This window comes from Stenotrophomonas maltophilia (assembly GCF_025642255.1).
Classification (GTDB): Bacteria; Pseudomonadota; Gammaproteobacteria; order Xanthomonadales; family Xanthomonadaceae; genus Stenotrophomonas; species Stenotrophomonas maltophilia_P.
Genome location: NZ_CP106759.1, coordinates 1,530,896 through 1,555,811 on the forward strand (window position 1 = coordinate 1,530,896; position 24,916 = coordinate 1,555,811).

General features: G+C 66.7%; 21 protein-coding genes. 17 read left to right on the forward strand and 4 right to left on the reverse strand.

The features are described 5' to 3' along the window. Positions 1 to 11: 11 nt before the first annotated feature. Positions 12 to 1,904: a molecular chaperone HtpG gene (gene htpG / locus N8888_RS07180; protein WP_053517309.1), complete on the reverse strand. Its 1,893-nt coding sequence runs from the start codon at positions 1,902 to 1,904 to the stop codon at positions 12 to 14. A 636-nt stretch (positions 1,905 to 2,540) separates the two neighbouring features. On the opposite strand from htpG, the gene rsmD reads away from it, so the two are divergent. The 6 genes from rsmD to N8888_RS07210 all read left to right on the forward strand — a co-directional run bounded on the left by rsmD (position 2,541) and on the right by N8888_RS07210 (position 7,354). After that, positions 2,541 to 3,119 carry a 16S rRNA (guanine(966)-N(2))-methyltransferase RsmD gene (gene rsmD, locus N8888_RS07185; protein ID WP_065181287.1) on the forward strand — a complete coding sequence of 193 codons (579 nt, stop codon included), beginning with the start codon at positions 2,541 to 2,543 and terminating at the stop codon, positions 3,117 to 3,119. A gap of 26 nt (positions 3,120 to 3,145) precedes the next feature. Further along, complete coding sequence (gene coaD / locus N8888_RS07190; RefSeq protein WP_053517312.1) at positions 3,146 to 3,655, forward strand: pantetheine-phosphate adenylyltransferase; 510 nt, start codon at positions 3,146 to 3,148, stop codon at positions 3,653 to 3,655. Between the two features lie 58 nt (positions 3,656 to 3,713). Then, on the forward strand, positions 3,714 to 4,205 hold the full coding sequence (locus tag N8888_RS07195; RefSeq protein ID WP_053517314.1) for a hypothetical protein: 492 nt from the start codon (positions 3,714 to 3,716) through the stop codon (positions 4,203 to 4,205). Positions 4,206 to 4,337: 132 nt separating this feature from the next. Next, on the forward strand, positions 4,338 to 4,619 hold the full coding sequence (locus N8888_RS07200; protein WP_053517316.1) for a YfhL family 4Fe-4S dicluster ferredoxin: 282 nt from the start codon (positions 4,338 to 4,340) through the stop codon (positions 4,617 to 4,619). Beyond that, positions 4,616 to 6,346 (forward strand): gamma-glutamyltransferase, encoded by a 1,731-nt coding sequence (gene ggt / locus N8888_RS07205; RefSeq protein ID WP_197600423.1) that lies wholly within the window; start codon positions 4,616 to 4,618, stop codon positions 6,344 to 6,346. The genes N8888_RS07200 and ggt overlap by 4 nt, the downstream gene beginning before the upstream one ends. 120 nt (positions 6,347 to 6,466) lie before the next feature. After that, a complete protein-coding gene (locus N8888_RS07210) occupies positions 6,467 to 7,354 on the forward strand; it encodes an MBL fold metallo-hydrolase (protein WP_053517318.1) in 888 nt (295 codons plus the stop codon). 52 nt (positions 7,355 to 7,406) lie between these two features. Here N8888_RS07210 and upp read toward each other — a convergent pair whose 3' ends face one another. Then, positions 7,407 to 8,039: a uracil phosphoribosyltransferase gene (gene upp, locus N8888_RS07215; RefSeq protein WP_053517320.1), complete on the reverse strand. Its 633-nt coding sequence runs from the start codon at positions 8,037 to 8,039 to the stop codon at positions 7,407 to 7,409. A gap of 210 nt (positions 8,040 to 8,249) precedes the next feature. Between upp and N8888_RS07220 the strand changes: the two genes are divergently transcribed. From N8888_RS07220 to N8888_RS07245, 6 genes are all read left to right on the forward strand, one after another. Beyond that, positions 8,250 to 10,763, forward strand: a complete 2,514-nt coding sequence (locus tag N8888_RS07220; protein ID WP_262918073.1) for a TonB-dependent receptor — start codon at positions 8,250 to 8,252, stop codon at positions 10,761 to 10,763. Continuing rightward, complete coding sequence (locus N8888_RS07225) at positions 10,763 to 11,884, forward strand: NHL repeat-containing protein (RefSeq protein ID WP_263177919.1); 1,122 nt, start codon at positions 10,763 to 10,765, stop codon at positions 11,882 to 11,884. The genes N8888_RS07220 and N8888_RS07225 overlap by 1 nt, the downstream gene beginning before the upstream one ends. Continuing rightward, positions 11,881 to 13,245, forward strand: coding sequence for a purple acid phosphatase family protein (locus N8888_RS07230; protein ID WP_164152977.1), 1,365 nt, complete (start codon positions 11,881 to 11,883; stop codon positions 13,243 to 13,245). The genes N8888_RS07225 and N8888_RS07230 overlap by 4 nt, the downstream gene beginning before the upstream one ends. A 10-nt stretch (positions 13,246 to 13,255) precedes the next feature. Further along, positions 13,256 to 13,876: an inorganic diphosphatase gene (locus N8888_RS07235; protein ID WP_065174967.1), complete on the forward strand. Its 621-nt coding sequence runs from the start codon at positions 13,256 to 13,258 to the stop codon at positions 13,874 to 13,876. Between the two features lie 85 nt (positions 13,877 to 13,961). Next, on the forward strand, positions 13,962 to 15,377 hold the full coding sequence (locus N8888_RS07240; RefSeq protein ID WP_053517325.1) for a cryptochrome/photolyase family protein: 1,416 nt from the start codon (positions 13,962 to 13,964) through the stop codon (positions 15,375 to 15,377). A 141-nt stretch (positions 15,378 to 15,518) separates the two neighbouring features. Further along, entirely contained in the window at positions 15,519 to 16,214 is a 696-nt protein-coding gene (locus tag N8888_RS07245; protein WP_053517326.1) for a YiaD family glycine zipper/OmpA-like lipoprotein, read from the forward strand. A gap of 112 nt (positions 16,215 to 16,326) precedes the next feature. Here N8888_RS07245 and N8888_RS07250 read toward each other — a convergent pair whose 3' ends face one another. After that, positions 16,327 to 17,052: an SDR family oxidoreductase gene (locus N8888_RS07250; protein ID WP_053517327.1), complete on the reverse strand. Its 726-nt coding sequence runs from the start codon at positions 17,050 to 17,052 to the stop codon at positions 16,327 to 16,329. Between the two features lie 122 nt (positions 17,053 to 17,174). Here N8888_RS07250 and N8888_RS07255 point away from each other — a divergent pair, with 122 nt between their 5' ends. Next, entirely contained in the window at positions 17,175 to 18,071 is an 897-nt protein-coding gene (locus N8888_RS07255) for a LysR family transcriptional regulator (protein WP_065174969.1), read from the forward strand. A gap of 18 nt (positions 18,072 to 18,089) precedes the next feature. On the opposite strand, the gene N8888_RS07260 is transcribed toward N8888_RS07255, so the two are convergent. Further along, the gene (locus tag N8888_RS07260; protein ID WP_065174970.1) at positions 18,090 to 19,121 is read right to left on the reverse strand and encodes a LysR family transcriptional regulator; all 1,032 of its coding nucleotides are present in this window, start codon (positions 19,119 to 19,121) and stop codon (positions 18,090 to 18,092) included. Positions 19,122 to 19,268: 147 nt separating this feature from the next. On the opposite strand from N8888_RS07260, the gene N8888_RS07265 reads away from it, so the two are divergent. The 4 genes from N8888_RS07265 to N8888_RS07280 all read left to right on the forward strand — a co-directional run bounded on the left by N8888_RS07265 (position 19,269) and on the right by N8888_RS07280 (position 24,859). After that, entirely contained in the window at positions 19,269 to 19,496 is a 228-nt protein-coding gene (locus N8888_RS07265; RefSeq protein WP_053517540.1) for a hypothetical protein, read from the forward strand. Further along, positions 19,493 to 20,263: an SDR family NAD(P)-dependent oxidoreductase gene (locus N8888_RS07270; RefSeq protein WP_053517454.1), complete on the forward strand. Its 771-nt coding sequence runs from the start codon at positions 19,493 to 19,495 to the stop codon at positions 20,261 to 20,263. Before N8888_RS07265 ends, N8888_RS07270 begins: the two co-directional genes overlap by 4 nt. A gap of 89 nt (positions 20,264 to 20,352) precedes the next feature. After that, positions 20,353 to 21,576, forward strand: a complete 1,224-nt coding sequence (locus N8888_RS07275; protein ID WP_263177920.1) for an efflux RND transporter periplasmic adaptor subunit — start codon at positions 20,353 to 20,355, stop codon at positions 21,574 to 21,576. 112 nt (positions 21,577 to 21,688) lie between these two features. After that, complete coding sequence (locus tag N8888_RS07280; RefSeq protein ID WP_263177921.1) at positions 21,689 to 24,859, forward strand: efflux RND transporter permease subunit; 3,171 nt, start codon at positions 21,689 to 21,691, stop codon at positions 24,857 to 24,859. Positions 24,860 to 24,916: the final 57 nt, after the last annotated feature.

Consider the following 24,916-nt stretch of genomic DNA (forward strand, 5'->3'; position numbering starts at 1 on the left):
CACCCAGCGTGTCAGGCCGACAGCTCCAGCAGCAGCTTGTTCAGGCGCGCAACGTAGGCGCCCGGGTCCTTCAGGCTGTCGCCGGCCGCGAGCGCGGCCTGGTCGAACAGCACGCGGCCGAGATCATCGAAACGATCACCATCGGCCTCGCCATCGAGCTTGGCGATCAACGGGTGCCCCGGATTGATCTCCAGCACCGGCTTGCTGTCAGGCACCTTCTGGCCGCTGGCTTCCAGGATCTGGCGCATCTGCAGCCCCAGATCCTGTTCGCCGATGGCCAGCACCGCTGGCGAATCGGTCAGCCGGTGCGACACGCGGACTTCGGCCACGTCGTCGCCGAGCACCGCCTTCAGCCGCTCGATCAGGGCCTGCTTGTCCTTGGCCGCCGCTTCCTGTTCCTGCTTGTCCGACTCGGTCTCCAGCGCGCCGAGGTCGAGGTCGCCACGGGCGATGTCGACAAAGCCCTTGCCGTCGAAGTCGGTCAGGTAACCCATCAGCCATTCGTCGATGCGGTCGGTCAGCAGCAGCACTTCCACGCCCTTCTTGCGGAACACTTCCAGGTGCGGGCTGTTGCGGACCTGGCTGTAGCTCTCGCCGGTCAGGTAGTAGATCTTGTCCTGGCCTTCGGCCATGCGACCGATGTAGTCGGCCAGCGAGACGGTCTGGGCATCGCCCTCGCCACGGGTGGAGGCGAAGCGCAGCAGGCCGGCCACCTTCTCGCGGTTGTTGTAGTCCTCGGCCGGTCCTTCCTTCAGCACCTGGCCGAACTCCTTCCAGAACGTGGCGTACTGCTCGGGCTTGTCGGTTGCCAGCTTCTCCAGCATGTCCAGCGAGCGCTTGGTCAGCGCGGCCTTCATCGAATCGATGACCGGGCCGGACTGCAGGATCTCGCGCGAGACGTTCAGCGACAGGTCGTTGGAATCGACCACGCCCTTGATGAAGCGCAGGTACAGCGGCAGGAACTGCTCGGCCTGGTCCATCACGAACACCCGCTGGACATACAGCTTCAGGCCCTTGGGCGCATCGCGGTGATACAGATCGAACGGTGCACGGCCCGGCACGTACAGCAGCGAGGTGTACTCCAGCTTGCCTTCGACCTTGTTGTGGCTCCACGCCAGCGGATCGCTGTGGTCGTGTGCCACGTGCTTGTAGAACTCGCTGTACTCGGCGTCGCTGATCTCGGTGCGCGGACGGGTCCACAGCGCGCTGGCACGGTTGACGGTTTCCCATTCGACCGCCGCGCCCTCTTCACCCCCCTCTTTCGGCATCTGGATCGGCAGGCCGATGTGGTCGGAGTACTTCTTGAGGATGCTGCGCAGGCGCCAGCCATCGGCAAAGTCGTGTTCGCCGTCCTTCAGGTGCAGCACGATGCGGGTGCCGCGCTCGGGCTTGTCGAGGGTCGCGACGTCGAAGTCGCCTTCGCCGCGCGAGGTCCAGCGCACGCCTTCGCTGCTGGCCAGGCCGGCCCGCCGCGAGGTGACTTCGACTTCGTCGGCGACGATGAACGCGCTGTAGAAGCCGACACCGAACTGGCCGATCAGCTGCGAATCCTTCTTCTGGTCGCCGGACAGCTGGCGCAGGAAGTCGCCGGTACCGGACTTGGCAATGGTGCCGAGGTGGGCGATGGCCTCGGCGCGGCTCATGCCGATGCCGTTGTCCTCGATGGTGATGGTGTGGGCGGCCGGGTCGAAACTGACGCGCACGCGCAGGTCGCTGTCGTCTTCCAGCAGGGACGGCTGGGTCAGCGCCTCGAAGCGCAGCTTGTCGGCTGCGTCGGCGGCATTGGACACCAGCTCGCGCAGGAAGATCTCCTTGTTGGAGTACAGCGAGTGGATCATCAGCTGCAGCAGCTGCTTGACTTCGGTCTGGAAGCCAAGGGTTTCGGTCTGGGTCGTCTCGGTCATCGATAGGGCTCCGTGTGCAATGCCGCGCCAGCGCGTGCGGCCTCGCCAAGGGGTAGGGGTGATTGTCCCGAAATCAAGGGGGTTGGTCGGGCAGGGCGGCGCCCTGCACCCGCAGAGGCCAGAGCAAAAGCCAGGGCTAAAGCGGCTCTGGGTTGTCTGCTTGCTTGGCGGGGCGGTGTGGGGTGGCAGGACACGCCGTAAACCCGTCCATGGGGGCTCGATGGCGCCATCCATGGCGCCAACGGTCCTGCCACCCCACACCGCCCCGCCTCTGACAGGTCACCGGTGACGGTGACAACGGCTGGACTTCTGATCTGATCAAATCCTTCGATATCTGACAGATGTTCATCCACGCATGGCGTGGATCTGCAGATCGCAGCGAACTGTCGAAGGCGGGGTGGGTCAGGTTATGGGGGTGTCCGCGGCATGGATGCCGCGGCCAAGCCCCCAGGGATGGGTTCACGGCGTCCCCCACAACCTGACCCACCCCGCCAACCCCCAGGAAACCAGCCTTTGCCGTTGCTCCAGCCGTTGCTCCAGCCGTTGCTCTGGCTTCTGCGGGTGCCGGGCGCCGCCCGGCCGAACTACAATCCCGCTCATGCTGAAATTCTCGAACACCCTTCGCCGGTGGCCCCGATGAGCGGCCGTGGAGGCAATGACGGCCAGGTTCGCATCATCGGCGGGCGCTGGCGCAATACCCGCCTGCCGGTGCCGACCCTGCCGGGCCTGCGGCCCAGCAGTGACCGTGTGCGCGAGACCCTGTTCAACTGGCTGATGCCCCGACTGGCCGGGGCCCGCGTGCTGGACCTGTTTGCCGGCAGCGGCGCGCTGGGCCTGGAAGCCGTCTCGCGCGGCGCCGCTCACGCCACCCTGGTCGAGCGCGATGCCCAGCTCGGCCGCAATCTGTCGGCCGCCGTCGCCAAGCTGCAGGCCAGCGCGCAGATCACCGTGGTCCAGGCCGATGCCCTGCGCTGGCTGCAGGGCGCGCCCGCGCAGCAGGCGGATCTGGTGTTCATCGACCCGCCGTTCGCCGATGGCCTCTGGCAGGATGTGCTGGCCCAGCTGCCGCGCCATCTGGCAGCCGACGCCTGGCTCTACCTGGAGTCGCCGGCCGGTCACGTCCCGGTGCTGCCGCCGGACTGGCTGCTGCACCGCGAGGGCGGCACCCGTGAGGTGCGCTTTGCCCTGTACCGCCGCGCCGCTGCTACACTTTGACTTCATCTGAACATCTGCAACTGCCCATGACCGTGGCCAACCGCCGCATTGCCGTCTACCCCGGCACGTTCGATCCGATCACCAACGGTCATATCGACCTGGTGAACCGGGCCGCGCCGCTGTTTGAAAAGGTCGTGGTCGGCGTGGCGCAGAGCCCGTCCAAGGGGCCGACCCTGCCGCTGGAACTGCGCGTGCAGCTTGCCCGGGATGCCCTGGGCCACCATGGCAACGTCGAGGTCTGCGGGTTCGATACCCTGCTGGCCCATTTCGTACGCTCCGTCCAGGGCGGGGTCCTGCTGCGCGGCCTGCGCGCGGTGTCGGACTTTGAATACGAGTTCCAGATGGCGAGCATGAACCGCCACCTGATCCCGGAAGTCGAGACCCTGTTCCTGACGCCGGCCGAGCAGCACAGCTTCATTTCGTCTTCGCTGGTCCGCGAGATCGCGCGCCTGGGCGGCGACGTGTCCGGCTTCGTGCCGGCCGCGGTGCTCGAAGCCCTGCGCAGGGTCCGCGAGGCGAAATCGACCCAGTCGTAAGCCCCGCCGTACCCGCACCCCTTACGTACAACACCACGCACCATTCCGGGAGGAAACCATGAACACCACCATGCGCGCGATGCTGATCGCCTCGTTGGCCCTGGCCTTCACCGCCTGCAAGAAGGAAGAGGCCGCTCCGGTCGACGAAGCCAAGCAGGCGCTGGTCGCCCCGTCCAAGGACGACGACGCAGGCTGGAAGAAGTACCTGCAGGAAGTCGCCATCCAGAACATGGGCAACATCTCCAACAGCCCGTTCCTGTACTACCTCTCGCCGGAATCGGACCCGGACTTCCAGGCCAAGTACGAGCGCCAGACCGAGAGCGCGACCCAGGCCGTGGCCCGTGGCGTGCAGCCGGGTAACATGCTGGCCTTCGGTTCGTCGGCCTCGGGCAAGATGGCGGACATGATCCAGGCCGTGTTCAAGGACGTGTCGCCGGATTCGATGAAGGGCGTGCGCGTCGTCTTCATCGGCCAGTCGGCCGACAACGCCCGCGTGCAGGCGGCCGTGCAGCCGACCGGTGCCGAGTACATTTTCGTCGAAGCCAAGTAAGACCGAGCCGTGGCGGCCACGTTGCAACGTGGCCCGGGTGGCGCCTGTAGCGGGCGCCACCGATGACCTGACCGGCCCGCGCGCCCGCGCTGGCCGGTCCTTTGTCCCAAGGCGCGGGCGAGGAGTATCGCCATGTCGCTGAAAATCAATGAGCTCTGCGTCAACTGCGACGTCTGCGAGCCGGCCTGCCCGAACCAGGCCATTGCGATGGGTGAAACCATCTACGTGATCGACCCCGCCCGTTGTACCGAGTGCGTGGGCCATTTCGACGAGCCACAGTGCGTGGTCGTCTGCCCGGTCGAATGCATCGATCCGGACCCGGAGATCGTGGAAACGGAAGACCAGCTGCTGGCCAAACTGCGCCGGCTGCAGCACGATCATCCCGAACTCTACGCGGAGCCCCCATCCGAATGAAGACGCTGCTCGCCCGTCCCGTGTTGCTGCTCGGCCTGTTGCTGAGCCCGCTTGCCTGGGCCGATGCGCCGGCCCGTGCCGAACGTCCCGATGGCGCTGCCATTGCCAGCGGCCACGCGCTGGCCACCCAGGCTGGCGTCGACATCCTTGCGCAGGGAGGCAACGCGTTCGACGCCGCGGTGGCGGTGTCCTCGACGCTGGCGGTGGTCGAGCCGATCAGTTCCGGCCTGGGCGGTGGCGGCTTCTTCCTGCTGCATGACGCGGCCACCGGCAAGGACGTGATGCTGGATGCGCGCGAGACCGCGCCGGCTGCTGCCACGCCGCAGGCCTTCCTCGACGGGAAGGGCAACCTGGACCGCGACCGCTCGGTCAACGGCGCCTGGTCGGCGGGTATCCCCGGCCTGCCTGCGGCGCTGGTGGAGCTTTCGGCCCGGCACGGCAGGCTGCCCCTGGCGGTTTCGCTGCAACCGGCCATCCGCATCGCCCGCGACGGCTTCCCGGTGTACGAGCGGATGGCCAAGGGCTATGCCTCGCGCCGCGAGGTGATGGAGCGTTACCCCGGGACCCGCGAGGTGTACCTGCGCAACGGCAGGCCGATCGCCACCGGTGATGTGTTCCGGCAGCCGGAACTGGCGCAGACGCTGGAGCGGCTGGCGGCAGGTGGCTTCGATGGCTTCTACAAGGGCCAGACCGGCAAGCTGCTGCTGGCCGGGGTGAAGCAGGCCGGTGGCCGCTGGACCGCCGAGGAGCTGGCCGGCTACCGGGTGAAGCAGCGCGAGCCGATCGTCTTCGACTACAACGGCTGGAAGATCACCACGGCGCCGCCGCCGTCGTCCGGTGGCATTGCCCTGGCCAGCATGCTGCAGATCCTCGAAGGCTGGGACATCAAGCAGATGGATCCGGCGCACCGCGCCCATCTGGTAGTCGAATCGATGCGGCGCGCCTACCGCGACCGCACGTTCTTCCTGGGCGATCCGGACTTCGTGCAGATCCCGCAGAAAGTGCTGACCAGCAAGGATTATGCCCAGGGCCTGCGTGCCACCATCCATCCGGAGAAGGCCACGCCCAGCGACCTGCTGTCGGGCAATCCGACGCCGCTGGAGGACGACGAGACCACCCATTTCTCGATCATCGACCGTGATGGCAACCGCGTCGGCGCCACCCAGACCGTCAACCTGCTGTACGGCTCGGGCCTGATACCCAAGGGCACCGGTGTGCTGCTGAACAACGAGATGGACGATTTCGCGCTGAAGCCGGGCACGCCCAATGCGTTCGGCGTGATGGGCTACGAGGCCAACGCACCGAAGCCGGGCAAGCGCATGCTCAGCTCGATGACGCCGACCTTCATGGAGAACGCCGACAAGGTCGTGGTGCTGGGCACCCCCGGCGGCAGCCGCATCATCACCATGGTGCTGCTGGGCATCCTTGGTTACGACGCCGGCCTGGACGCGCAGCAGGTCGCGGCGCTGCCACGCTACCACCACCAGTGGCTGCCGGACCTGATCGAGGCCGAAGACAACGCGTTCGACGCGGCCACCGTGAAGCAACTGCAGGCGATGGGCCACAAGATCGATCTGCCGGGGAATGTCGCCGCCGGTGGCCGCGGCTCCAGCCACGTCTGGGGCAATCTGCAGACGGTGGAATGGGATCGCAGGAGCAACCGGTTGTTCGGCGGCAGCGATCCGCGCAACCCGGTCGGCAGCGCCCAGGTGGTGCCCGGCAGGTAACGGCCGGGCTCGCCGGGTCCCATCCGGCCGACGGTGAGCCGCAGCGCCCTGCCCGCAACGGCAGGGCGCTGCAGTTTCGTTCTAGCGATTATTTAACGGCCTGCCGACGATAATCGGCGCATGAAACTCTGGTCGATTCGTGGTAACTCGCAGCGCCTCGACGGCGGTGCGATGTTCGGCAACGCACCCCGTGCGTTGTGGGAAAAATGGGCGGCACCGGATGAGCTGAACCGTATCGAGCTGGCATGCCGCGCGCTGTTGGCCAGCCCGCTGGAAGGCAAGACGGTCCTGTTTGAAACCGGCATCGGCGCGTTCTTCGATCCGCGCATGCGCGAGCGCTATGGCGTGCAGGAAAGCCAGCACGTGCTGATCGATTCGCTGCGTGAGGCGGGCTTCGAACACGAGGACATCGACGTGGTGGTCCTCAGCCACCTGCACTTCGACCACGCCGGCGGCCTGCTGGCAGCATGGAGCGAGGGGCGCGAGCCCGAACTGCTGTTTCCCAATGCCACCTATGTGGTCGGTGCACAGCACTGGCAGCGCGCACTTCAGCCGCACCCGCGCGACCGCGCCAGTTTCATCCCGGAGCTGCCCGGGCTGCTGCAGGCCAGTGGGCGCCTGGAAGTGGTCGACGGCGAGTTCTCCCGGGCGCTGGGGAGCAGCGTGCGTTTCAGCTACAGCGATGGGCATACGCCGGGGCTGATGCTGGCCGAGATCGTCGGCCATGGGCATGCAGGCGAGGTCGCGCGCGGTGGTGTGGTGTTCTGCGCTGACCTGATTCCGGGGCGCTCGTGGGTGCACGTGCCGATCACCATGGGATATGACCGCAACGCGGAACTGCTGATCGACGAGAAGCGGCAGTTCCTGGAGGACAAGCTGGCGCGCAACGTGCATCTGTTCTTTACCCACGACCCGCAGGTCGCACTGGCCCAGCTGGGGCGCGACGACAAGGGGCGTTTCGTGACCCTGCACGAGCAGGGTGAACTGAAGGCGCGCGCGCTGGGGTGAGTGCCGGGGTCGGAGCCCTTTCTGCGAAAGGGATCTGACCCCGTCGCACCGGTCAGCCGACGCGGGTGCCGAAGATGCGGTCGCCCGCGTCGCCGAGGCCCGGCAGGATGTAGCCCTTTTCGTTGAGCTGGGCGTCGATTGCCGCCGTGTAGATCTCCACATCCGGATGCGCTGCCTTGACCGCGTCGATGCCCTCCGGAGCGGCGACCAGGAAAATGCCCTTGATGCGTCGCGCACCGGCCCGCTTGAGCATGTCGATGGTGGCGATCAGGGTGCCGCCCGTGGCCAGCATCGGGTCCAGGATCAGCGCATCGCGCTCTTCCAGGCGCCCGGTGAGGCGCTCGAAGTACGGCACCGGCTGCAGGGTTTCCTCATCGCGCTGCAGGCCGACCACACTCACGCGGGCGGCAGGGATCAGCGACAGTACGCCGCTGAGCATGCCCAGGCCGGCCCGCAGGATCGGCACTACGGTGATCTTGGCGCCAGCGATGCGCTGCACGGTCACCGGACCGGCCCAGCCGGGCAGGGTGTGCGGCTCGGTGTCCAGGTCAGCGGTGGCCTCATAGGCCAGCAGCGTGCCCAGCTCGTTGGCCAGTTCGCGGAAATCCTTGGTGCTGAGCGCGGCGTTGCGCATCAGGCCGATCTTGTGCTGCACCAGCGGGTGGCGCACTTCGACGATCTTCATGGTCGGAAAGGGGGAAGGGAGAGGCGATCATTCTGCCGGATCGGGGTGCGGAACCCCAAACGGAGCGCAGCCAGCGGGCGCGGATCGAGGGCGTCTGTCATGGCCATGCAACCTTGCGGACATACCGTCCAGACCCATTCTTAACAGGAATGGGGATTCCCAGTGCATATCAAGACGCCGTTGGCCGTTGCCATCACGCTGACCCTGGCGATGGGGGCCAGCGCTCCGCTGCAGGCCGCCGCCCAGCAGACGGTCGCCGCCACGGGGGCAGCGGCGGTCGATGCGATCGACCTGGACCGCGTCGAGGTGCGTGCGCAGCTCGAATCGCAGATCCGCGCGGTCGATCTGAAGCGCAGCAGCGACGCGATTGAAGATGCCGTGTCTTCCGACGCCCTCGGCCAGTATCCGGACAAGAACGTGGCCGAATCGCTGCAGCGTCTACCCGGCATCAGCGTCACCCGCGACCAGGGCGAAGGCCGTTTCGTGGTCATCCGGGGCCTGGACGCCAACCTCAACAGCGTCAGCGTCGATGGAATCGCCGTGGGTACGCCGGAGGACTCCAGCCGCGCTGCACCGCTGGATGTCATTCCCTCCGACTCCACCGAGCGGCTGCGCGTGGTCAAGTCGCCAACGCCGGACATGCCCGGCGACGCGATCGGCGGTGCGGTCCTGGTCGAATCGGCCTCGGCATTCGATCGCGACGGGCGCAGCCTGCGTGCCAAGATCGAGGGCAGCCACCAGCAGCTCTCGGGCGAAACCAGCCCGAAGGCCGCCTTCAACTACAGCGAAGTGTTCGCCGATACGTTCGGCATCGCGCTGGGCGTGAACTACCAGAAGCGCAGGTTTGAATCGGACAACACCGAAGTGGAGTACGACGGCGAGGATGATGCTGCACCGGGGGATGTCACCGCGATCAACCTGCAGCACCGCAAGTACGAGATCGAGCGCAAGCGCATCGGCGCCAACCTCAACCTGGACTGGCGCCCGAATGAAGACAGCAAGTACTACCTGCGCACGTTGTACAGCCAGTTCGACGATGCCGAGACCCGCCAGCGGGTGATCTTCAATTTCGACGATGCCGACATGGTGCGCACCGGCACCGACCAGTACCGGCTGGATGACATGCCGGGCGATGCGATCGACAAGCGCATGCGTTACCGCACCAAGAAGGAGAACACCTTCGCAGCCAGCCTCGGTGGCGAGAACCGGCTGACCCGCGCGGTGGTCGATTACCGTATCGGCTACACCCGCACCGAGGAGCGGGTGAACGACGAGATGGAGGCGCGCTTCACGCTGGACGGTGATGACTTCAACGGCACCCTGGACCAGCGCAGCCGGCTGCCGACCTACAGTTTCGACAACCCGCAGTGGCTGGACAACGGCAACTACGCCTTCGACCGCATCGTGCTTTCGCCCAAGCAGGTCAACGACAAGGAGCACAGCGCGCAGGTCAACGTACGCTTCGACGGCGACAGCAGCAGCCTGAAGTTCGGCCTGCTGGGCCGCTGGCGCGACCGCGATGTCAATACCGACGAGCGTGAGCTGCGGGTGGGCCCGAAGGTGGCACTGTCGAGTTGGACCACGTCGGCCCCCGAGCATCGCCATGGCAACCTGGGCGATGGCATGGATTCGGCGGCGATGCGGGCCTACTGGGCGGCCAATGGCAGCCAGTACAGCGCCCGGCCGCAGGACGCCGGCGCCAATGCGCTGGCATCGCTGGAAGAGGACTACGTGGCCAGCGAAGACATCTTCGCCAGCTATGCGATGGGGACCTGGGATATCGGTGCGCTGCGCATCATCGGCGGCGCACGCGTGGAGAACACCCGTTTCAAGGCGGTGGGCAACCAGGTCGAGGTGGCGGCCAACGGGCGCAGCTTCACCGTCACCCCGCGCGTGGCCAACAACAGCTATACCAATGTGCTGCCGGGCCTGCATCTGCGCTACGACGCAGCCGATGACTGGGTGCTGCGCGCCTCGGCCAACAAGACCGTCTCGCGCCCGTCCTTCGGCGACGTTTCGCCCCGTGTGGGCTACAGCCGCGGCGACGAGGAAGTGCGGCTGGGCAATCCCGAGCTGGATCCGTACGAGTCGAAGAACATCGACCTGTCGGTGGAAAAGTACATCGGCAGCACCGGCATCGTTTCGCTTGGCCTGTTCCACAAGTCCATCGACGGCTATATCGTGGAAACCGTGCGTACCAATGATCCGGACTACGACGGCTTCGACGTGACCCAGCCGATCAATGGCCGCAAGGCCACGGTACGCGGCGCCGAGTTCAACTGGCAGCAGCAGCTGGCCTTCCTGCCGGCAGGCTTCGACGGTCTTCTGGTCGGGGCCAGCGGCACCTGGCTGGATACCGAATTCGATGCCGGCATCGCGGACCGTGCCGGCGAGGACTTCACGCTGCCGCGTGCCTCCAAGCACGTGTACAGCGCGCACGTCGGCTACGAGAAATATGGCCTGAGCACCCGCCTGGCTGCGGTGTACCGCAGCGAATATCTGGACAGCATCGGCAAGGGCCGTGCATTCGACATCTACGTGGCACCCAACACGCAGCTCGACTTCTCGCTGGATTATCGCTTCAGCCCGCGCGTCAGCCTGTACTTCGAGGCGCAGAACCTGCTGGACAAGCCGTTGGAGCTGTACCAGGGCACGCGCTCGCGCACGCTGCAGATGGAAGAATATGGCCGCACCTACGCGCTGGGCCTGAAGGTGGCGCTGTGATGGGGCGGCACGTTCCGGTGCTCGTGGCAGCGATCGCATCCGCGCTGGTCGTGGGCTGCACGCCAGCGGCCGACCGCGCGCCGGCGGCACATGCGGCGTCGCCGGCGTCGCCGACGCCTCCGGCGCGCACGGTGGCCACCGTTGCCGAGGCGTTCGTCTCGCCACTCACGCCCGCCGACAACATCGATTCGCCCGCAACCTGGCGGACGCCGGACGGGCAGATCTGGCTGATCGCCACCGCCAAGGCCACCGACAAACTGGTGGTGTATGACGGCAGCACCGGCCGTCACCTGCGCGACGTCGGTGCCACCGGTACCGGCCTGGGACAGTTCGATCGCCCCAATGGCATCGCCGTGACCGACGACCTGCTGTGGATCGTGGAACGCGACAATCACCGGGTCCAGGTCCTGTCCCTGCCGGACTTCATACCACTGGCGACGTTCGCTGCCGAAGATCTGCGCAAACCCTACGGGCTGTGGGTCGATCGCAGGGCGGACGGCTACAGCGTCTACGTCACGGACTCTTGGGACAACGGCGAGGACGCACAGGGCCGCGACATCCTGCCGCCGCTGGCGGAACTGGACAAGCGCGTGCGCCAGTACCACGTTTCCCGCGACGGCGCGAAGATCGACGCGAAGCGCATCGCCGACATCGGCGACACCAGTGAGGCCGGTGCGCTGCGCGTGGTCGAATCGATCTGGGGTGATCCGGACAACGACCGTCTGCTGATTGCCGAAGAGGATGAGAGCTACGCCAGCGAGTTCAAGGTCTATACGCTGGCAGGCCGCTTCACCGGCACCACCTTCGGCCGTGACGTGTTCAAGGCGCAGGCCGAAGGGGTGACCCTGCGGACCTGCGGCAAGGACGGCTGGTGGATCACCACCGAGCAGGGCAAGCAGCGCAGCGTGTTCCATCTGTTCGATCGGCACACGCTGAAGCCGGTCGGTGCCTTCCAGGGCAATACCGTGGCCAACACCGATGGCATCTGGCTGATGCAGCAGCCCAGCACGCGGTTCCCGCACGGTGCGCTGTATGCGGTGCATGACGATCAGGGCGTGGTCGCCTTTGACTGGGAAAGCGTTGCCAGGCAGTTGGCGCTGCCGCTGGAGTGTGGCGCATGAGGCGGCACAGCACGCGCGCGTTCGTCGCCAGCCTGCTGCTGGCCCTGCCTCTGCTGGTCACCGCGGCGGTCGAACCCAACACGCAGGTGCCTGCGGGTAGCCGCCACTATGCGGCATCGCCACTGCCGGATCGCATCGTTGCCTCGCCCTCGGCCGACCCCAGCCACGGATTCGCCGTGGCCTGGCGCACGGATGGCAGCGTACAGGCGCCACTGCTGGAGATCGCGCGTGCCGGCGATTCGCCGGCCATCGAAGGCATTCGCGCGCTGCGCGCGACCACGCAGGCGCTGCAGACCGAGAACGGCCTGTCGCACCATCACCGCGTTGACATCGATGGCCTGCAGCCGGATACCGCATACATCTACCGTGTGCAGGGCAGGGCAGGCTGGAGTGCATGGAACCAGCTGCGCACGCTGGCGGCCGCCGGGCAGCCGCTGACGCTGCTGTACTTCGGCGATACCCAGAACAAGAATCTCAGTCACGTCAGCCGAGTGATCCGGGCCGCGCAGAAGGCGGCACCGGACGCTCGCCTGAGCCTGTTCGCGGGTGACCTGGTCAGCGGCGGCGACGGTGTGGACGACAGTGAATGGGGCGAATGGTTCGCTGCCACCGCCTGGCTGGCGCAGGAAACACTGGTGGCGCCTGCCATCGGCAATCACGAGTATTTCGAGGAGTTCCAGGACACTCCGCAGGAACGCCGTGTGCTGGGCCGGCACTGGCCGGTGACCTTCGCACTGCCGGGCAATGGCGCCCCTGCCGCGCAGCAGACCAGCTACTGGTTCGATGCGCAGGGCGTGCGCGTGGCCGTGCTTGATGGAACCTCGGCACTCGATCTCGGCACCGCCCAGGCCCAGGCACACTGGCTGGACAAGGTGCTGTCCGGCAATCCGCAGCCGTGGACCATCGTAATGCTGCACCAGCCGTTCTACTCGCCGCGCGAAGGCCGCGAGAACGCCGCATTGCGTGACGTGCTGCTGCCGGTGGTGCGTCGTCACCAGGTGGATCTGGTGCTGCAGGGGCACGACCACACCTATGGCCGCCGTGGCGAAGGACAGGCCGCCACACCGCAGTACGTGGTGACCGTGGCGGGACCGAAGCAGTACCGTCTTTCCGATGAAGCCCGAAGGACGATGGCCCCGGTGGCCGAGGACACCCAGCTGTTCCAGGTGCTGCGCATCGATCCGCAGCACCTGCGCTATGAGGCGCGCACGGTGACCGGGCAGCTGTACGATGCTTTCGAGCTGCACCGTGACGCCAGCGGGGGCAAGCAGCGCACGGAGCTGACCGAAGGCCGCATCACGCCACGCGACTGCCCGCGCGCGCAGACTGCCAAGGGTCGCGCCGACCGTTGCTGGGAATAAGGAGACGCCGATGACCATGCCCCGACGCATCGTTCCTCTTGCTGCCATCGGTGCCGCTCTGCTGTTGCTGGCCGGTGCGGTGGCCGCCGCTGATGCGGTGCTGCATCCGTTCCTGGCGGCCCAGCCGCAGCAGGCACCGCAGGAGGTGAACCTGGCCGTGGAAATTCCCGCTGGCAGCTTCACCAAGTATGAGATCAAGGACGACGGGCTGGTCCACGTCGACCGCTTCCAGTCGATGCCGGTGGCCTATCCGGCCAACTATGGTTCGATGCCGCGCACGCTGGCGGGCGACAACGATCCGTTGGACGCGCTGGTGCTGACCCGTGAACCCCTGCACCCCGGCGTGATCATCCGCTTCCGCCCGATCGGCTATCTGAAGATGATCGATGGCGGCGAACATGACGAGAAGGTCATCGGCGTGCCGACCGACAAGGTTGATCCGAGCTATGCAGGCGTCCGCGATCTGGCCGATCTGCCGGAGATCGAGCGGCAGCGCATCGAGGCGTTCTTCCGCGTGTACAAGGATCTGCCAGCTGGACGCAACCCGGTGCAGCTGCAGGGCTGGGGCAACGCGGCCGAGGCGCGTACGCTGATCCGCGAAGCCATGCAGCGTTTCGACGCCGGGAAGTAGTCCGGCTGCGGACGGCGTTGCACCCCTGCGCGGTCTTCACCTGTGCTGGCTATCATGGCCGCCTTCCACAGCAAAGGCGGTGCACGTGTCGGTAGCGTTGGTCTGGTTCCGTCGCGACCTGCGGCTGCAGGACAATCCGGCCCTGCAGGCCGCACTGGATGCGGGGCACGATGTGGTCCCTGTGTACATCCACGCGCCGCACGAAGAAGGCGAGTGGGCGCCGGGAGCGGCATCCAACGCCTGGCGTCATCGCTCGCTTGCCGCGCTGGATGCGGATCTGCGTGGCCGCGGTTCTTCCCTGGTGCTGCAGATCGGCGACAGCCTGCCGGTGCTGCAGGCACTGATCGCACGGACCGGTGCCACGGCGGTGTACTGGAACCGCAAGTACGAGCCCGCCACCCAGCCACGTGATGCCTCCATCAAGCGCACGCTGCGCGAGCAGGGCATCGATGCGCAGAGCTGCAACGGCAGTCTGCTGTTCGAGCCGTGGGATATCGCCACCCAGCAGGGGCAGCCGTACAAGGTGTTCACCCCCTACTGGCGCAACGTGCTCAGTCACTGGCGCCTGCCCGGGCTGCAGGCGGCGCCCTCGGCACTGGCAACGCATGCCGTCGAAGGCGAGTCGCTGCAGGCGCTCGGGCTGGCACCGGCGCTCGGCTGGGACGAGGGCTTCTGGGAGCACTGGCAGCCGGGAGAGGCCGGCGCGCTGGAGGCGCTTTCGGTGTTCGAGGACGGCGCGCTGCGAGGCTATCGCGCGCAGCGCGACCTGCCGGACCGGGTCGGCACCTCGCGGCTGTCACCGCACCTGCACTTCGGCGAGATCGCGCCCTGGCGCATCGCCCATGCGCTGGAAGGGCTGCGCAGCGCCGGTACCGACGCCGACATCGATGGCTACCTGCGGCAACTGGGCTGGCGTGACTTCGCCTACCACCTGCTGCATCACTTTCCGGAGACCCCCACCGGCAACCTCAACCCGCGCTTCGACCGCTTTCCGTGGGCCACGCCCAGCGCCGGCCAGCTGCAGGACTGGCAGCGCGGCAACACCGGCGTACCGATCGTGGATGCCGGCCTGCGCGAGCTGTGGCATACCGGGTACATGCACAACCGGGTGCGGATGATCGTCGCCAGCTACCTGTGCAAGCACCTGCGCGCGCACTGGCTGCATGGCGCACGCTGGTTCTGGGACACACTGGTCGATGCCGACCTGGCCAACAACACGATGGGCTGGCAGTGGGTGGCCGGTACCGGTGCGGATGCAGCGCCTTACTTCCGCGTGTTCAATCCGGTCACCCAGGCCGAAAAGTTCGATCCTCAGGCGCGCTACATCACCCGCTGGGTACCGGAACTGGCGGCGCTGCCGGTGAAGGCGCGCTTCGCGCCGTGGCAGCATCCGCAGTGGCTGGCCGAGCACGCGCCGGAGTATCCGCGCAGCCCTCTTGTGGATCTGGCCGCCGGCCGGGATGCAGCGCTCGCCGCCTACCGCCAGTCGGGAGCGGGGTAAAGCGCCGTCGCGGGGTTCCAGACAGCTAGCTGAACAAGGGCCTGTCTAGCGGCGTGTTCATCATCCCGGCATCGCGTCCTGCTGTTTATCCTCTGTGCGGCCCGCAAGCCGCCGGCCCGACCGGAAACCAAGGAGACCATCATGATCCGCAACACCACCCGCAATGTCGCACTGGCCCTGATGAGCGCGGCCGTCCTGTCGGCCTGCGCCACCGGCGGTTCCTACGTGCAGAGCGATCAGTACGGCAACCCGACCGAGCAGCAGAACCGGACCGGTCGCAACGCGCTGATCGGTACCGCCATTGGCGTGGCCGCCGGCCTGCTCAGCGGCGACAGTGCGACCGAGCGCCGCCAGCACGCGCTGATCGGTGCAGGCATCGGCGCACTCAGTGGCGCGGCCGTGGGCCAGTACCAGGATCGCCAGGAACGCGCGCTGCGCGAGCGCACTGCCAACACCGGCATCGATGTGCAGCGCCAGGGCGACAACATCATGCTGAACCTGCCCGACGGCATCACCTTCGATTTCGGCAAGTCGGCACTGAAGCCGCAGTTCTACGGCGCGCTCAACGGCGTGGCCGGTACCCTGCGTGATTACAACCAGACCATGATCGAAGTGGTCGGCCATACCGACAGCATCGGCAGCGATGCGGTCAACAACCGCCTGTCCAAGGAGCGCGCCGATTCGGTCGCCCAGTACCTGATCGGGCAGGGCGTGCAGAGCGTGCGTATCGAAACGCTGGGCGCCGGCAAGGCGTACCCGATCGCCGACAACAGCACCGATGCCGGCCGTGCCAAGAACCGCCGTGTTGAAATCCGCGTGATTCCGCTGCAGCAGTAACGCGCGGCGCGTGCGTGCAGGTCCGGCGCAGCCGGAACGGGAATGCCGCCCTTGCAGGCGGCATTTTCGTTGGGCGAGATGCGCGGCGCCTAGCGCAGGAACGGCGGCCGGGTCATGCTGCGGCCGTCGGCCGCACCACGATCTCGTTCACGTCCACGTCGTCGGGCTGCTCGATGGCGAACCGCACCGCGCGCCCGATCGCGTCCGGCTGCAGGGCGATGGCGCGATAGCCGACCATCATTTCGGCGGCGACCGGGTCGGTGATGCTGTCCGCAAGCTCGCTTTCCACCACGCCGGGGTGGATGCAGGTGACCCGCAGCTCGCGGTGTTCCTGGCGCAGGCCCTCCGAAATGGCGCGTACCGCGTGCTTGGTGGCGCAGTAGACCGCAGCGGTCGGTACGACCGACAGCGCGCCGATGGACGCGATGTTGATGATCTGTCCGCGGCCGCGTGCGCGCATATGGGGCAACACGGCTGCGATCCCGTGCAGTACACCGCGGATGTTGACGTCGATCATCCGGTCCCATTCGTCCACCTTCAGCGATGCCATCGGCGACAGGGGCATCACACCGGCATTGTTGACGATCACATCAAGGGCGCCGAATTCCTCCAGGGCTGACGCGGCGAACGCCTCGACCTGCGCGCGCTGCGTCACGTCCAGCGCATGCACGCGTACGTCGGCGCCGTGCTGGCGCAGTTCATCCGCCAGTGCCTGCAACCGTTCGAGGCGGCGCGCGCCCAGCACCAGTCGCGCACCCGGCTGCGCCAGCGAGCGGGCGATGCCGGCGCCGATGCCGCTGGAGGCACCGGTGATCAGGATGGTTCGGGAATGGCTCATGGCAGGTCTCCGGAAGGGCTAGGGGGAAATGCCGGGTCGTGCCCGGTGCAGTCACGGTAGACGGCCTGCCTCGTCGCGATAAGATGGCGACTGCTGACTACCTTGTATAGATCCGCTAACCAATGTCCGTCGATCTCAATGCCCTCGCGGTGTTCCAGCGGGTAGCCGACTGCAGCAGCTTCACCGCGGCGGCCCAGCAACTGGGCGTGACCCGGTCGGCCGTCAGCCAGACCATCGCCCGGTTGGAACAGTCGCTCGGTGTCGCTCTGGTGCTGCGCACCACCCGCAGCGTCAACCTCACCGATGCCGGCCAGGCGCTGCTTGCGGCGGTCAGACCCGCCCTGGCTGAGCTGGGCAGCGCCGTGGAGTCCACGCTACGTCGCGGCAGCACCCTCAAGGGCCAGCTGCGCTTGGCCGTGTCCTCCATTGCCGAGCATTTCCTGGCCGGTCCCCTGCTGGCCAGCTTCGCCGCCCGGCACCCGGAGCTGCAGCTGGACATCACGGTGACCGATGAGGAGTTCGACATCGTCGAGGCGGGTTTCGACGCGGGCGTGCGTCTGGGCGAGGTGATCGCCCAGGACATGGTGGCGATTCCGGTGTCCGGCCGGCAGCGGCAGGTGGTGGTGTGCACTCCGCGGTATGGGCAGCAGCACGGCATGCCCAGGCACCCGCGCGAGCTGCCCGGGCACCGTTGCATCGGCTGGCGCGCCGCACCACGCAAGGCGCCCTATCGCTGGGAATTCGAAGAGCGCGGACGCGAGTTCAGCGTCGATGTGCAGCCGGAGATCACCAGCAATGACATGGCCACGATGACCCGCCTGGCATTGGCGGGCGCCGGGCTGGCCTTCGGCATGGAGGACACATGGCGCCCGTGGCTGCAGCGTGGCGAACTGGTCAGCGTGCTGGAGCCGTACTGCCCGTGGTTCGCAGGGTTCTTCCTGTATTACCCCAGCCGGCGCCAGGCCGAGCCGAAGCTGCGGGCACTGATCGAGCATCTGCTGGAACAGCGCACCGCATGACGCCGGGCAGGCCCCGCTTCACGCCGCCGGCGCGGCCACCTTCTCCAGGATCCGCTTGCCGCTGATCTCAAGCGCGGCATCTTCCTGCTCCTGCTGCTGCCGCGCCAGCTTCGCGCCAGGGCACTGCGCCAGCATGTAATTGGCGTCGAAGTTGAGCTTCTCCACCAGGAAGTCGACGAATGCGCGCACCTTCGGCGAGACCAGGCGGCCGCCGGCAAAGACCGCGTTGAAATCCACCTCCGGACCTGTCCACCCGGCAAGCACGCGACGGACCATGCCTGACTCGACGAACGGCTTGGCCATCACATCGCCGGTCAGCAGCAGGCCTTCACCGCACACCAGCGCGCCGTTGAGCGCGGACATGTCGTTGGCCGTCATCAGCGGCGTCACCGGGAAGTCACGCAGTTCCCCTCCGTTCTCGCCCAGCTGCCAGGTAAAGCGCGGTGAATTGCCAGTGTGGTAGGGCTTGCGCATGGCCAGGATGCGATGGAACTGAAGCTCTTCCGGGTGCAGTGGTTCGCCGTAGCGCTCGATGTAGGCTGGGCTGGCGAACACCTGCGTGCGCAGGCTGCCGAGCTTGCGTGCGACCAGGTTGGAATCGGGCAGGGCGCCGACGCGCAGGGCCAGATCGGCTTCACCGGCGATCAGGTCGAGCTTCTCGTTGCCCATGTGCATGTCCAGGCGGATTTCCGGGTACTGCGCATGGAACTGGCCCAGCAACGGCGCGATCCAGGTGATACCGATGGAGTAGGGCACAGTGAAACGCAGCCAGCCGCGTGGGCCGGACTGCAACTGGCTGACCGCGCTCTCGGCTTCTTCCAGCTCGCGCGCGATGCGCTGGCAGTGCTCGTGGTAGATCGAGCCCGCCTCGGTCAGGCCAAGACGGCGCGTGGTCCGGTGCAGCAGGCGCGCGCCCAGCCGCGTCTCCAGCTCCTGCACCTTGCGGCTGACAGTGGTCTTGGGCAGGCCGAGCGCTTTGGCAGCTGCGATGAAGCTGCCCTGCTCGACCACTTTGACGAAGATCAGCGTTTCATTGAGATCGTGGGACATGGTCGGGAGTCCTGGACGTCGGGGGTGGGACAATCGTGACAGATCGATTGGACCGGGAACGGGATGATTATTCCCCTTAATCAGGACTAATCAAGTAAAGGTTTGAGGTCTATCGTGGCGCCATTCGTGAAATGGAGTCCCCCCGCCATGAGCCTGCGCAACATTCTTGCCCGTTTCCGGCATGCCGGCCAGAACGCCCTGGATCTGGCGATGACCGTTGAGATCCGCCCGAGTTCCTTGGTGCACAAGGATTTCCGTGAGTTTACCGCGCCCATGCGGCAGCAGCGTGGCGGTGCCATCCGCTTGGCGCCGCAGAAGAGCGATCGACTGCGCCGAATCGGGACTATCCCGGATTTGGGAGGAAATGTCCCGTGAATGGGATTCTGATGCCCGAAGTCCTGGTCCTCGGCGGAACCGGTGCGGTCGGCCAGGGCGTGGTCGGTGCGCTGCTGGAAGCCGGCAGCCCGGTGCTGGTGGTCGGCCGCGATCCAGGACGGCTGGCGTCGCTGGAAGCGCAGTTCGCCGATGAGCCCGGCCTGCAGACCATGCTGGGTTCACTGGCAGACGACGGTTCGGCGCAGGTCCTGGCCGAGCGCGTCGCGCAACGCCCTCGGCCGTTGGCGGCGGTGATCGCGGCCATGGGCGGTCCTTACAACCGTGGCCGGGTGATGGACCGCAAGGGCGACGAACTGCTCGGCGCACTGCAGGCCGACCTGATGCCCCATGTGCATGCGGTACGCCACCTGCTGCCGCTGCTGCGTGACAACGTGCATGCGCGGCGCTACGTGATGATCGGCAGCCCTGCCGGTCTCAAGCCCTGGGCCGGCTACGGCGAGACCTCGATCACCACCGCCGCCCTGCGCATGTACGCGCAGGTGGTGCACCAGGAAGCACAGGCGGTCGGTGTCCGTGCGCAGATGCTGGAGGTGTGCAGCCCGGTGTGTACACCGGCCAACGCCGCCAACGCCTGCATCGAGTGGCCGAGCTCGCTGCTGGTCGGCCGGCGCGTGGTGTCGCTGCTTGATGGCTGCCGCGACAACCGCGCCATCGTTCGCTGCGACAGCAGCGATGCGGAACTGCCGCGGGGCCTGCTGCGACTGGAAGTTCCACCACCGTGGCGCGACGCCGTCGGTGTCGCTTGACCTTGACCTTGGTTGAGGTTGCAGCATACGCCGCACTTTCTGATAGCCATTCTCATTAGCTGTACCACCCCTCCGTACGGATGCATGCCATGACTTCCCCCAAAACCACCCCACATCGTTTCGGCCATCGCATTGCGATGGTCGGCGTGTCGATCCTCGCCGCGGCGGTGCTCGCTGCCTGCAGTGGCGGCCATGCCGAAGAAGCCGGTGCACCGCCCCCGCCGCAGGTCAGCGCAGCCCCGGTGCTGGTCAAGCAGATCAGCCAATGGGACGAGTTCAGCGGCCGCATCGAGGCGGTGCAGAGCGTTGAACTGCGTCCACGCGTGTCCGGCTACATCGACAAGGTCAACTACGTCGAAGGCCAGGAAGTGAAGAAGGGCGATGTGCTCTTCACCATCGACGCGCGCAGCTACCAGGCCGAGTACGATCGCGCCGCCGCTGAACTGGCCCGCGCCCGCACCCAGGCAACCCTGGCCCGCAGTGAATCGGAGCGGGCCAAGCGCCTGGCCGAGCAGCAGGCGATCTCCACCGAGACCGCCGAGCAGCGTCGCGCTGCGGCAGACCAGTCCGGCGCAGCCGTGCAGGCCGCGCAGGCGGCACTGGATGCTGCCCGGCTCAACCTGGAGTTCACCAAGGTGCGTGCGCCGATCGACGGCCGTGCCGGTCGCGCGATGGTCACCGCGGGCAACCTGGTCACCGCCGGCGACAGCGCCAGCGTGCTGACCACGCTGGTCTCGCTGGACACCGTGTTCGTCTACTTCGATGCCGACGAAAGCACTTTCCTGCGTTACGCGCAGATGGCACGCAAGGGCGAGCGCCCGAGCGAGCGCGACAGCGACCTGCCGGTGAAGGTTGGCCTGTCGGGTGAAGAAGGCTACCCGCACGCGGGCAAGGTCGACTTCCTCGACAACCAGGTTGCACGCAGCACCGGCACCATCCGCGTGCGTGCGCTGCTGGACAATGCCGACCGGCAGTTCACCCCGGGGCTGTTCGCCCGTGTGCAGCTGCTGGGCAGTGGCCAGTTCCAGGCGATGCTGATCGACGACAAGGCTGTGCTGACCGACCAGGACCGCAAGTACGTGTACGTGGTCGACAAGGATGGCAAGGCCCAGCGCCGCGACATCCGCCTTGGCCGCACGGCGGAAGGCCTGCGCATCGTCGAGCAGGGCCTGTCCGCAGGCGACAAGGTCATCATCGATGGCGTGCAGAAGGTCTTCATGCCGGGCATGCCGGTGCAGGCCAAGGCGGTGGCGATGCAGCCGGCTGCGGCCGCCGCACCAGGCCGTGATGCCACTGCTGCGCTGAACCACTGATCCGAGTTTCCGCTTAGCTGCCGGCGCCAGCGGCGGCCTTCCCTGCCTTCGTCATATCGGCGAGGGGCAGGGTGGCTGTTGCCCGCCGGCGGCATTTCCCAGGAATTCCTCCATGGACTTTTCCCGTTTCTTCATCGACAGGCCGATCTTCGCGGCGGTACTGTCGATCGTGATCTTCGCCGCAGGCCTGATCACGATTCCGATCCTGCCGATCAGCGAGTACCCGGAAGTGGTGCCGCCGTCGGTGGTCGTGCGCACGGTCTATCCGGGCGCCAATCCCAAGGTCATCGCCGAAACCGTCGCCACGCCGCTTGAAGAGGCGATCAACGGCGTCGAGGGCATGATGTACCTCAAGTCGGTCGCCGGTTCCGACGGCGTGCTGCAGATGACCGTCACCTTCCGCCCGGGCACTGATCCGGACGCGGCGGCGGTGAAGGTGCAGAACCGTGTGGCGCAGGCGCAGGCACGCCTGCCCGAGGACGTACGCCGGCAGGGCGTGACCACGCAGAAGCAGTCGCCCACCTTCCTGATGGTCGTGCATCTGACGTCGCCCAATGGCAAGTACGACACCCTGTACCTGCGCAACTACGCCCGCCTGCACGTCAAGGACGCGCTGGCACGCATTCCCGGCGTGGGCGACGCGCAGATCTTCGGTGGTGGTGACTACGCCATGCGGGCATGGCTGGACCCGGACAAGGTTGCTTCGCGCGGCCTGACGGCCAGCGACGTGGTGCGTGCCATGCGTGAGCAGAACGTGCAGGTCTCTGCGGGTCAGCTCGGCGCCGAGCCGCTGCCGAACAGCCAGTTCCTGACCCTGATCAATGCCCAGGGCCGCCTGCGCAGCGAGCAGGAGTTCGGCGACATCGTGCTCAAGAGCGGTGTCGACGGCGAGATCGTGCGCCTGTCCGACGTTGCCCGCCTGGAACTGGGCGCTGGCGACTACACCCTGCGCTCGCAGCTCGACGGCAAGAATGCGGTGGGTATCGGCATCTTCCAGTCGCCCGGTGCGAATGCATTGGAGATCCGCGACAAGGTCATCGCCACGATGGACGAGATGCAGAAGACCATGCCCGCCGACGTGAAGTACGAAGCGGTGTATGACACCACCATCTTCGTGCGTGATTCGATCAAGGCGGTGGTCTCGACCCTGCTTGAAGCGATCGCCCTGGTGGTGCTGGTGGTGATCCTGTTCCTGCAGACCTGGCGCGCGTCGATCATTCCGCTGATCGCGGTTCCGGTGTCGGTGGTCGGTACCTTCGCAGCGCTGTACGTACTGGGCTTCTCGATCAACACGCTGAGCCTGTTCGGCCTGGTGCTGGCGATCGGCATCGTGGTCGACGACGCGATCGTGGTGGTGGAGAACGTTGAACGCAACATCGAAGAAGGTCTGTCGCCGACCGCAGCCGCCCACCAGGCCATGCGTGAGGTGTCCGGCCCGATCGTTGCGATCGCACTGGTGCTGTGCGCGGTGTTCGTGCCGATGGCGTTCCTGTCGGGCGTCACCGGTCAGTTCTACAAGCAGTTCGCTGTCACCATCGCCATTTCCACGGTGATCTCGGCGATCAACTCGCTGACCCTGTCGCCGGCCCTGGCCGCCCGCCTGCTGAAGGCCCATGGCGCTCCGAAGGATGGCCCGAGCCGTCTGATCGATCGCCTGTTCGGCTGGGTGTTCCGCCCGTTCAACCGCTTCTTCAAGTCCAGCTCGGAGAAGTACGAGCGCGGTGTGGCGCGCATCCTCGGCCGTCGCGGCGCCGTGTTCGTGGTCTATGCGATCCTGCTGGTCGGCACCGGTGTGATCTTCAAGCTGGTGCCGCCGGGCTTCATCCCGACCCAGGACAAGCTGTACCTGATCGCGGGCGTGAAGCTGCCGGAAGGTTCGTCGATCGCACGTACCGATGAAATGCTGCGCAAGGTCGCCAAGATCGCCCAGGAAACCGACGGCGTGGCGCATACCATTTCGTTCCCGGGCCTGAACGCGCTGCAGTTCACCAACACCCCGAACACCGGTGTGGCGTTCATTCCGCTCAATCCGTTCAACGAGCGTCATGGCCGGACCGCGGCGGAGATCAACGCCGAGATCAACCAGAAGATCGCAGGCCTGCAGGAGGGCTTCGCGTTCGCGATGATGCCGCCGCCGATCCTGGGCCTGGGCAACGGCAATGGCTACCAGATGTTCATCGAGGACCGCGGCAACCTGGGCTACGGCGCGCTGCAGAATGCCGTGCAGGCGATGCAGGGGACCGTTGCACAGACCCCGGGCATGGCCTTCCCGATCAGCAGCTACCAGGCCAACGTGCCGCAGCTGGATGCGGAAGTGGACCGTGTGAAAGCGAAGGCGCAGGGCGTGCAGCTGACCGAGCTGTTCGACACGCTGCAGACCTACCTGGGTTCGGCGTACGTCAACGACTTCAACCAGTTCGGCCGCACCTGGCAGGTGATCGCCCAGGCGGACGGCCCGTTCCGTGAGAGCGTCGAGGACATCGCCAAGCTGCGCACCCGCAACGACCGCGGCGAGATGGTGCCGATCGGTTCGATGGTGACCATCAAGCAGACGTTCGGCCCGGACCCGGTGCTGCGTTTCAACGGCTACCCGGCAGCGGACCTGGCCGGCGAGGCCGACCCGCGCCTGCTGTCCTCGGCGGAAGCGATGAACAAGCTGACCGAGATCGCCGGGCAGGTGCTGCCGGTCGGCATGGCCACCGAATGGACCGACCTGAGCTACCAGCAGGCCACCCAGGGCAAGGCCGCGTTCATCGTGTTCCCGGTGGCGATCATGCTGGCCTTCCTCGTGCTGGCCGCGCTGTACGAGAGCTGGTCGCTGCCGCTGGCGGTGATCCTGATCGTGCCGATGACCCTGCTGTCGGCTCTGTTCGGCGTATGGCTGACCGGCGGCGACAACAACGTGTTCGTGCAGGTGGGCCTGGTGGTGCTGATGGGCCTGGCATGCAAGAACGCGATCCTGATCGTCGAGTTCGCCCGTGAGCTGGAGATGGGCGGCAAGGGCATCGTCGAGGCCGCGCTGGAAGCCTGCCGCCTGCGCCTGCGCCCGATCGTGATGACCTCCATTGCGTTCATCGCCGGCACCGTGCCGCTGGTGCTTTCGCACGGTGCGGGTGCCGAGGTGCGCTCGGTGACCGGTATCACGGTGTTCGCCGGCATGCTGGGCGTCACCCTGTTCGGCCTGTTCCTGACCCCGGTGTTCTACGTTGCCCTGCGCAAGTTCGTCACCCGCAACGGCGGTGGCCAGCTGGTGCAGCACGGCGAGCCCACCATTCATCACTGATACGGAACCCCGTCGCCGCCGGTCGATGATCGGCGGCGGCTTCTCCCTCCAAAGGCA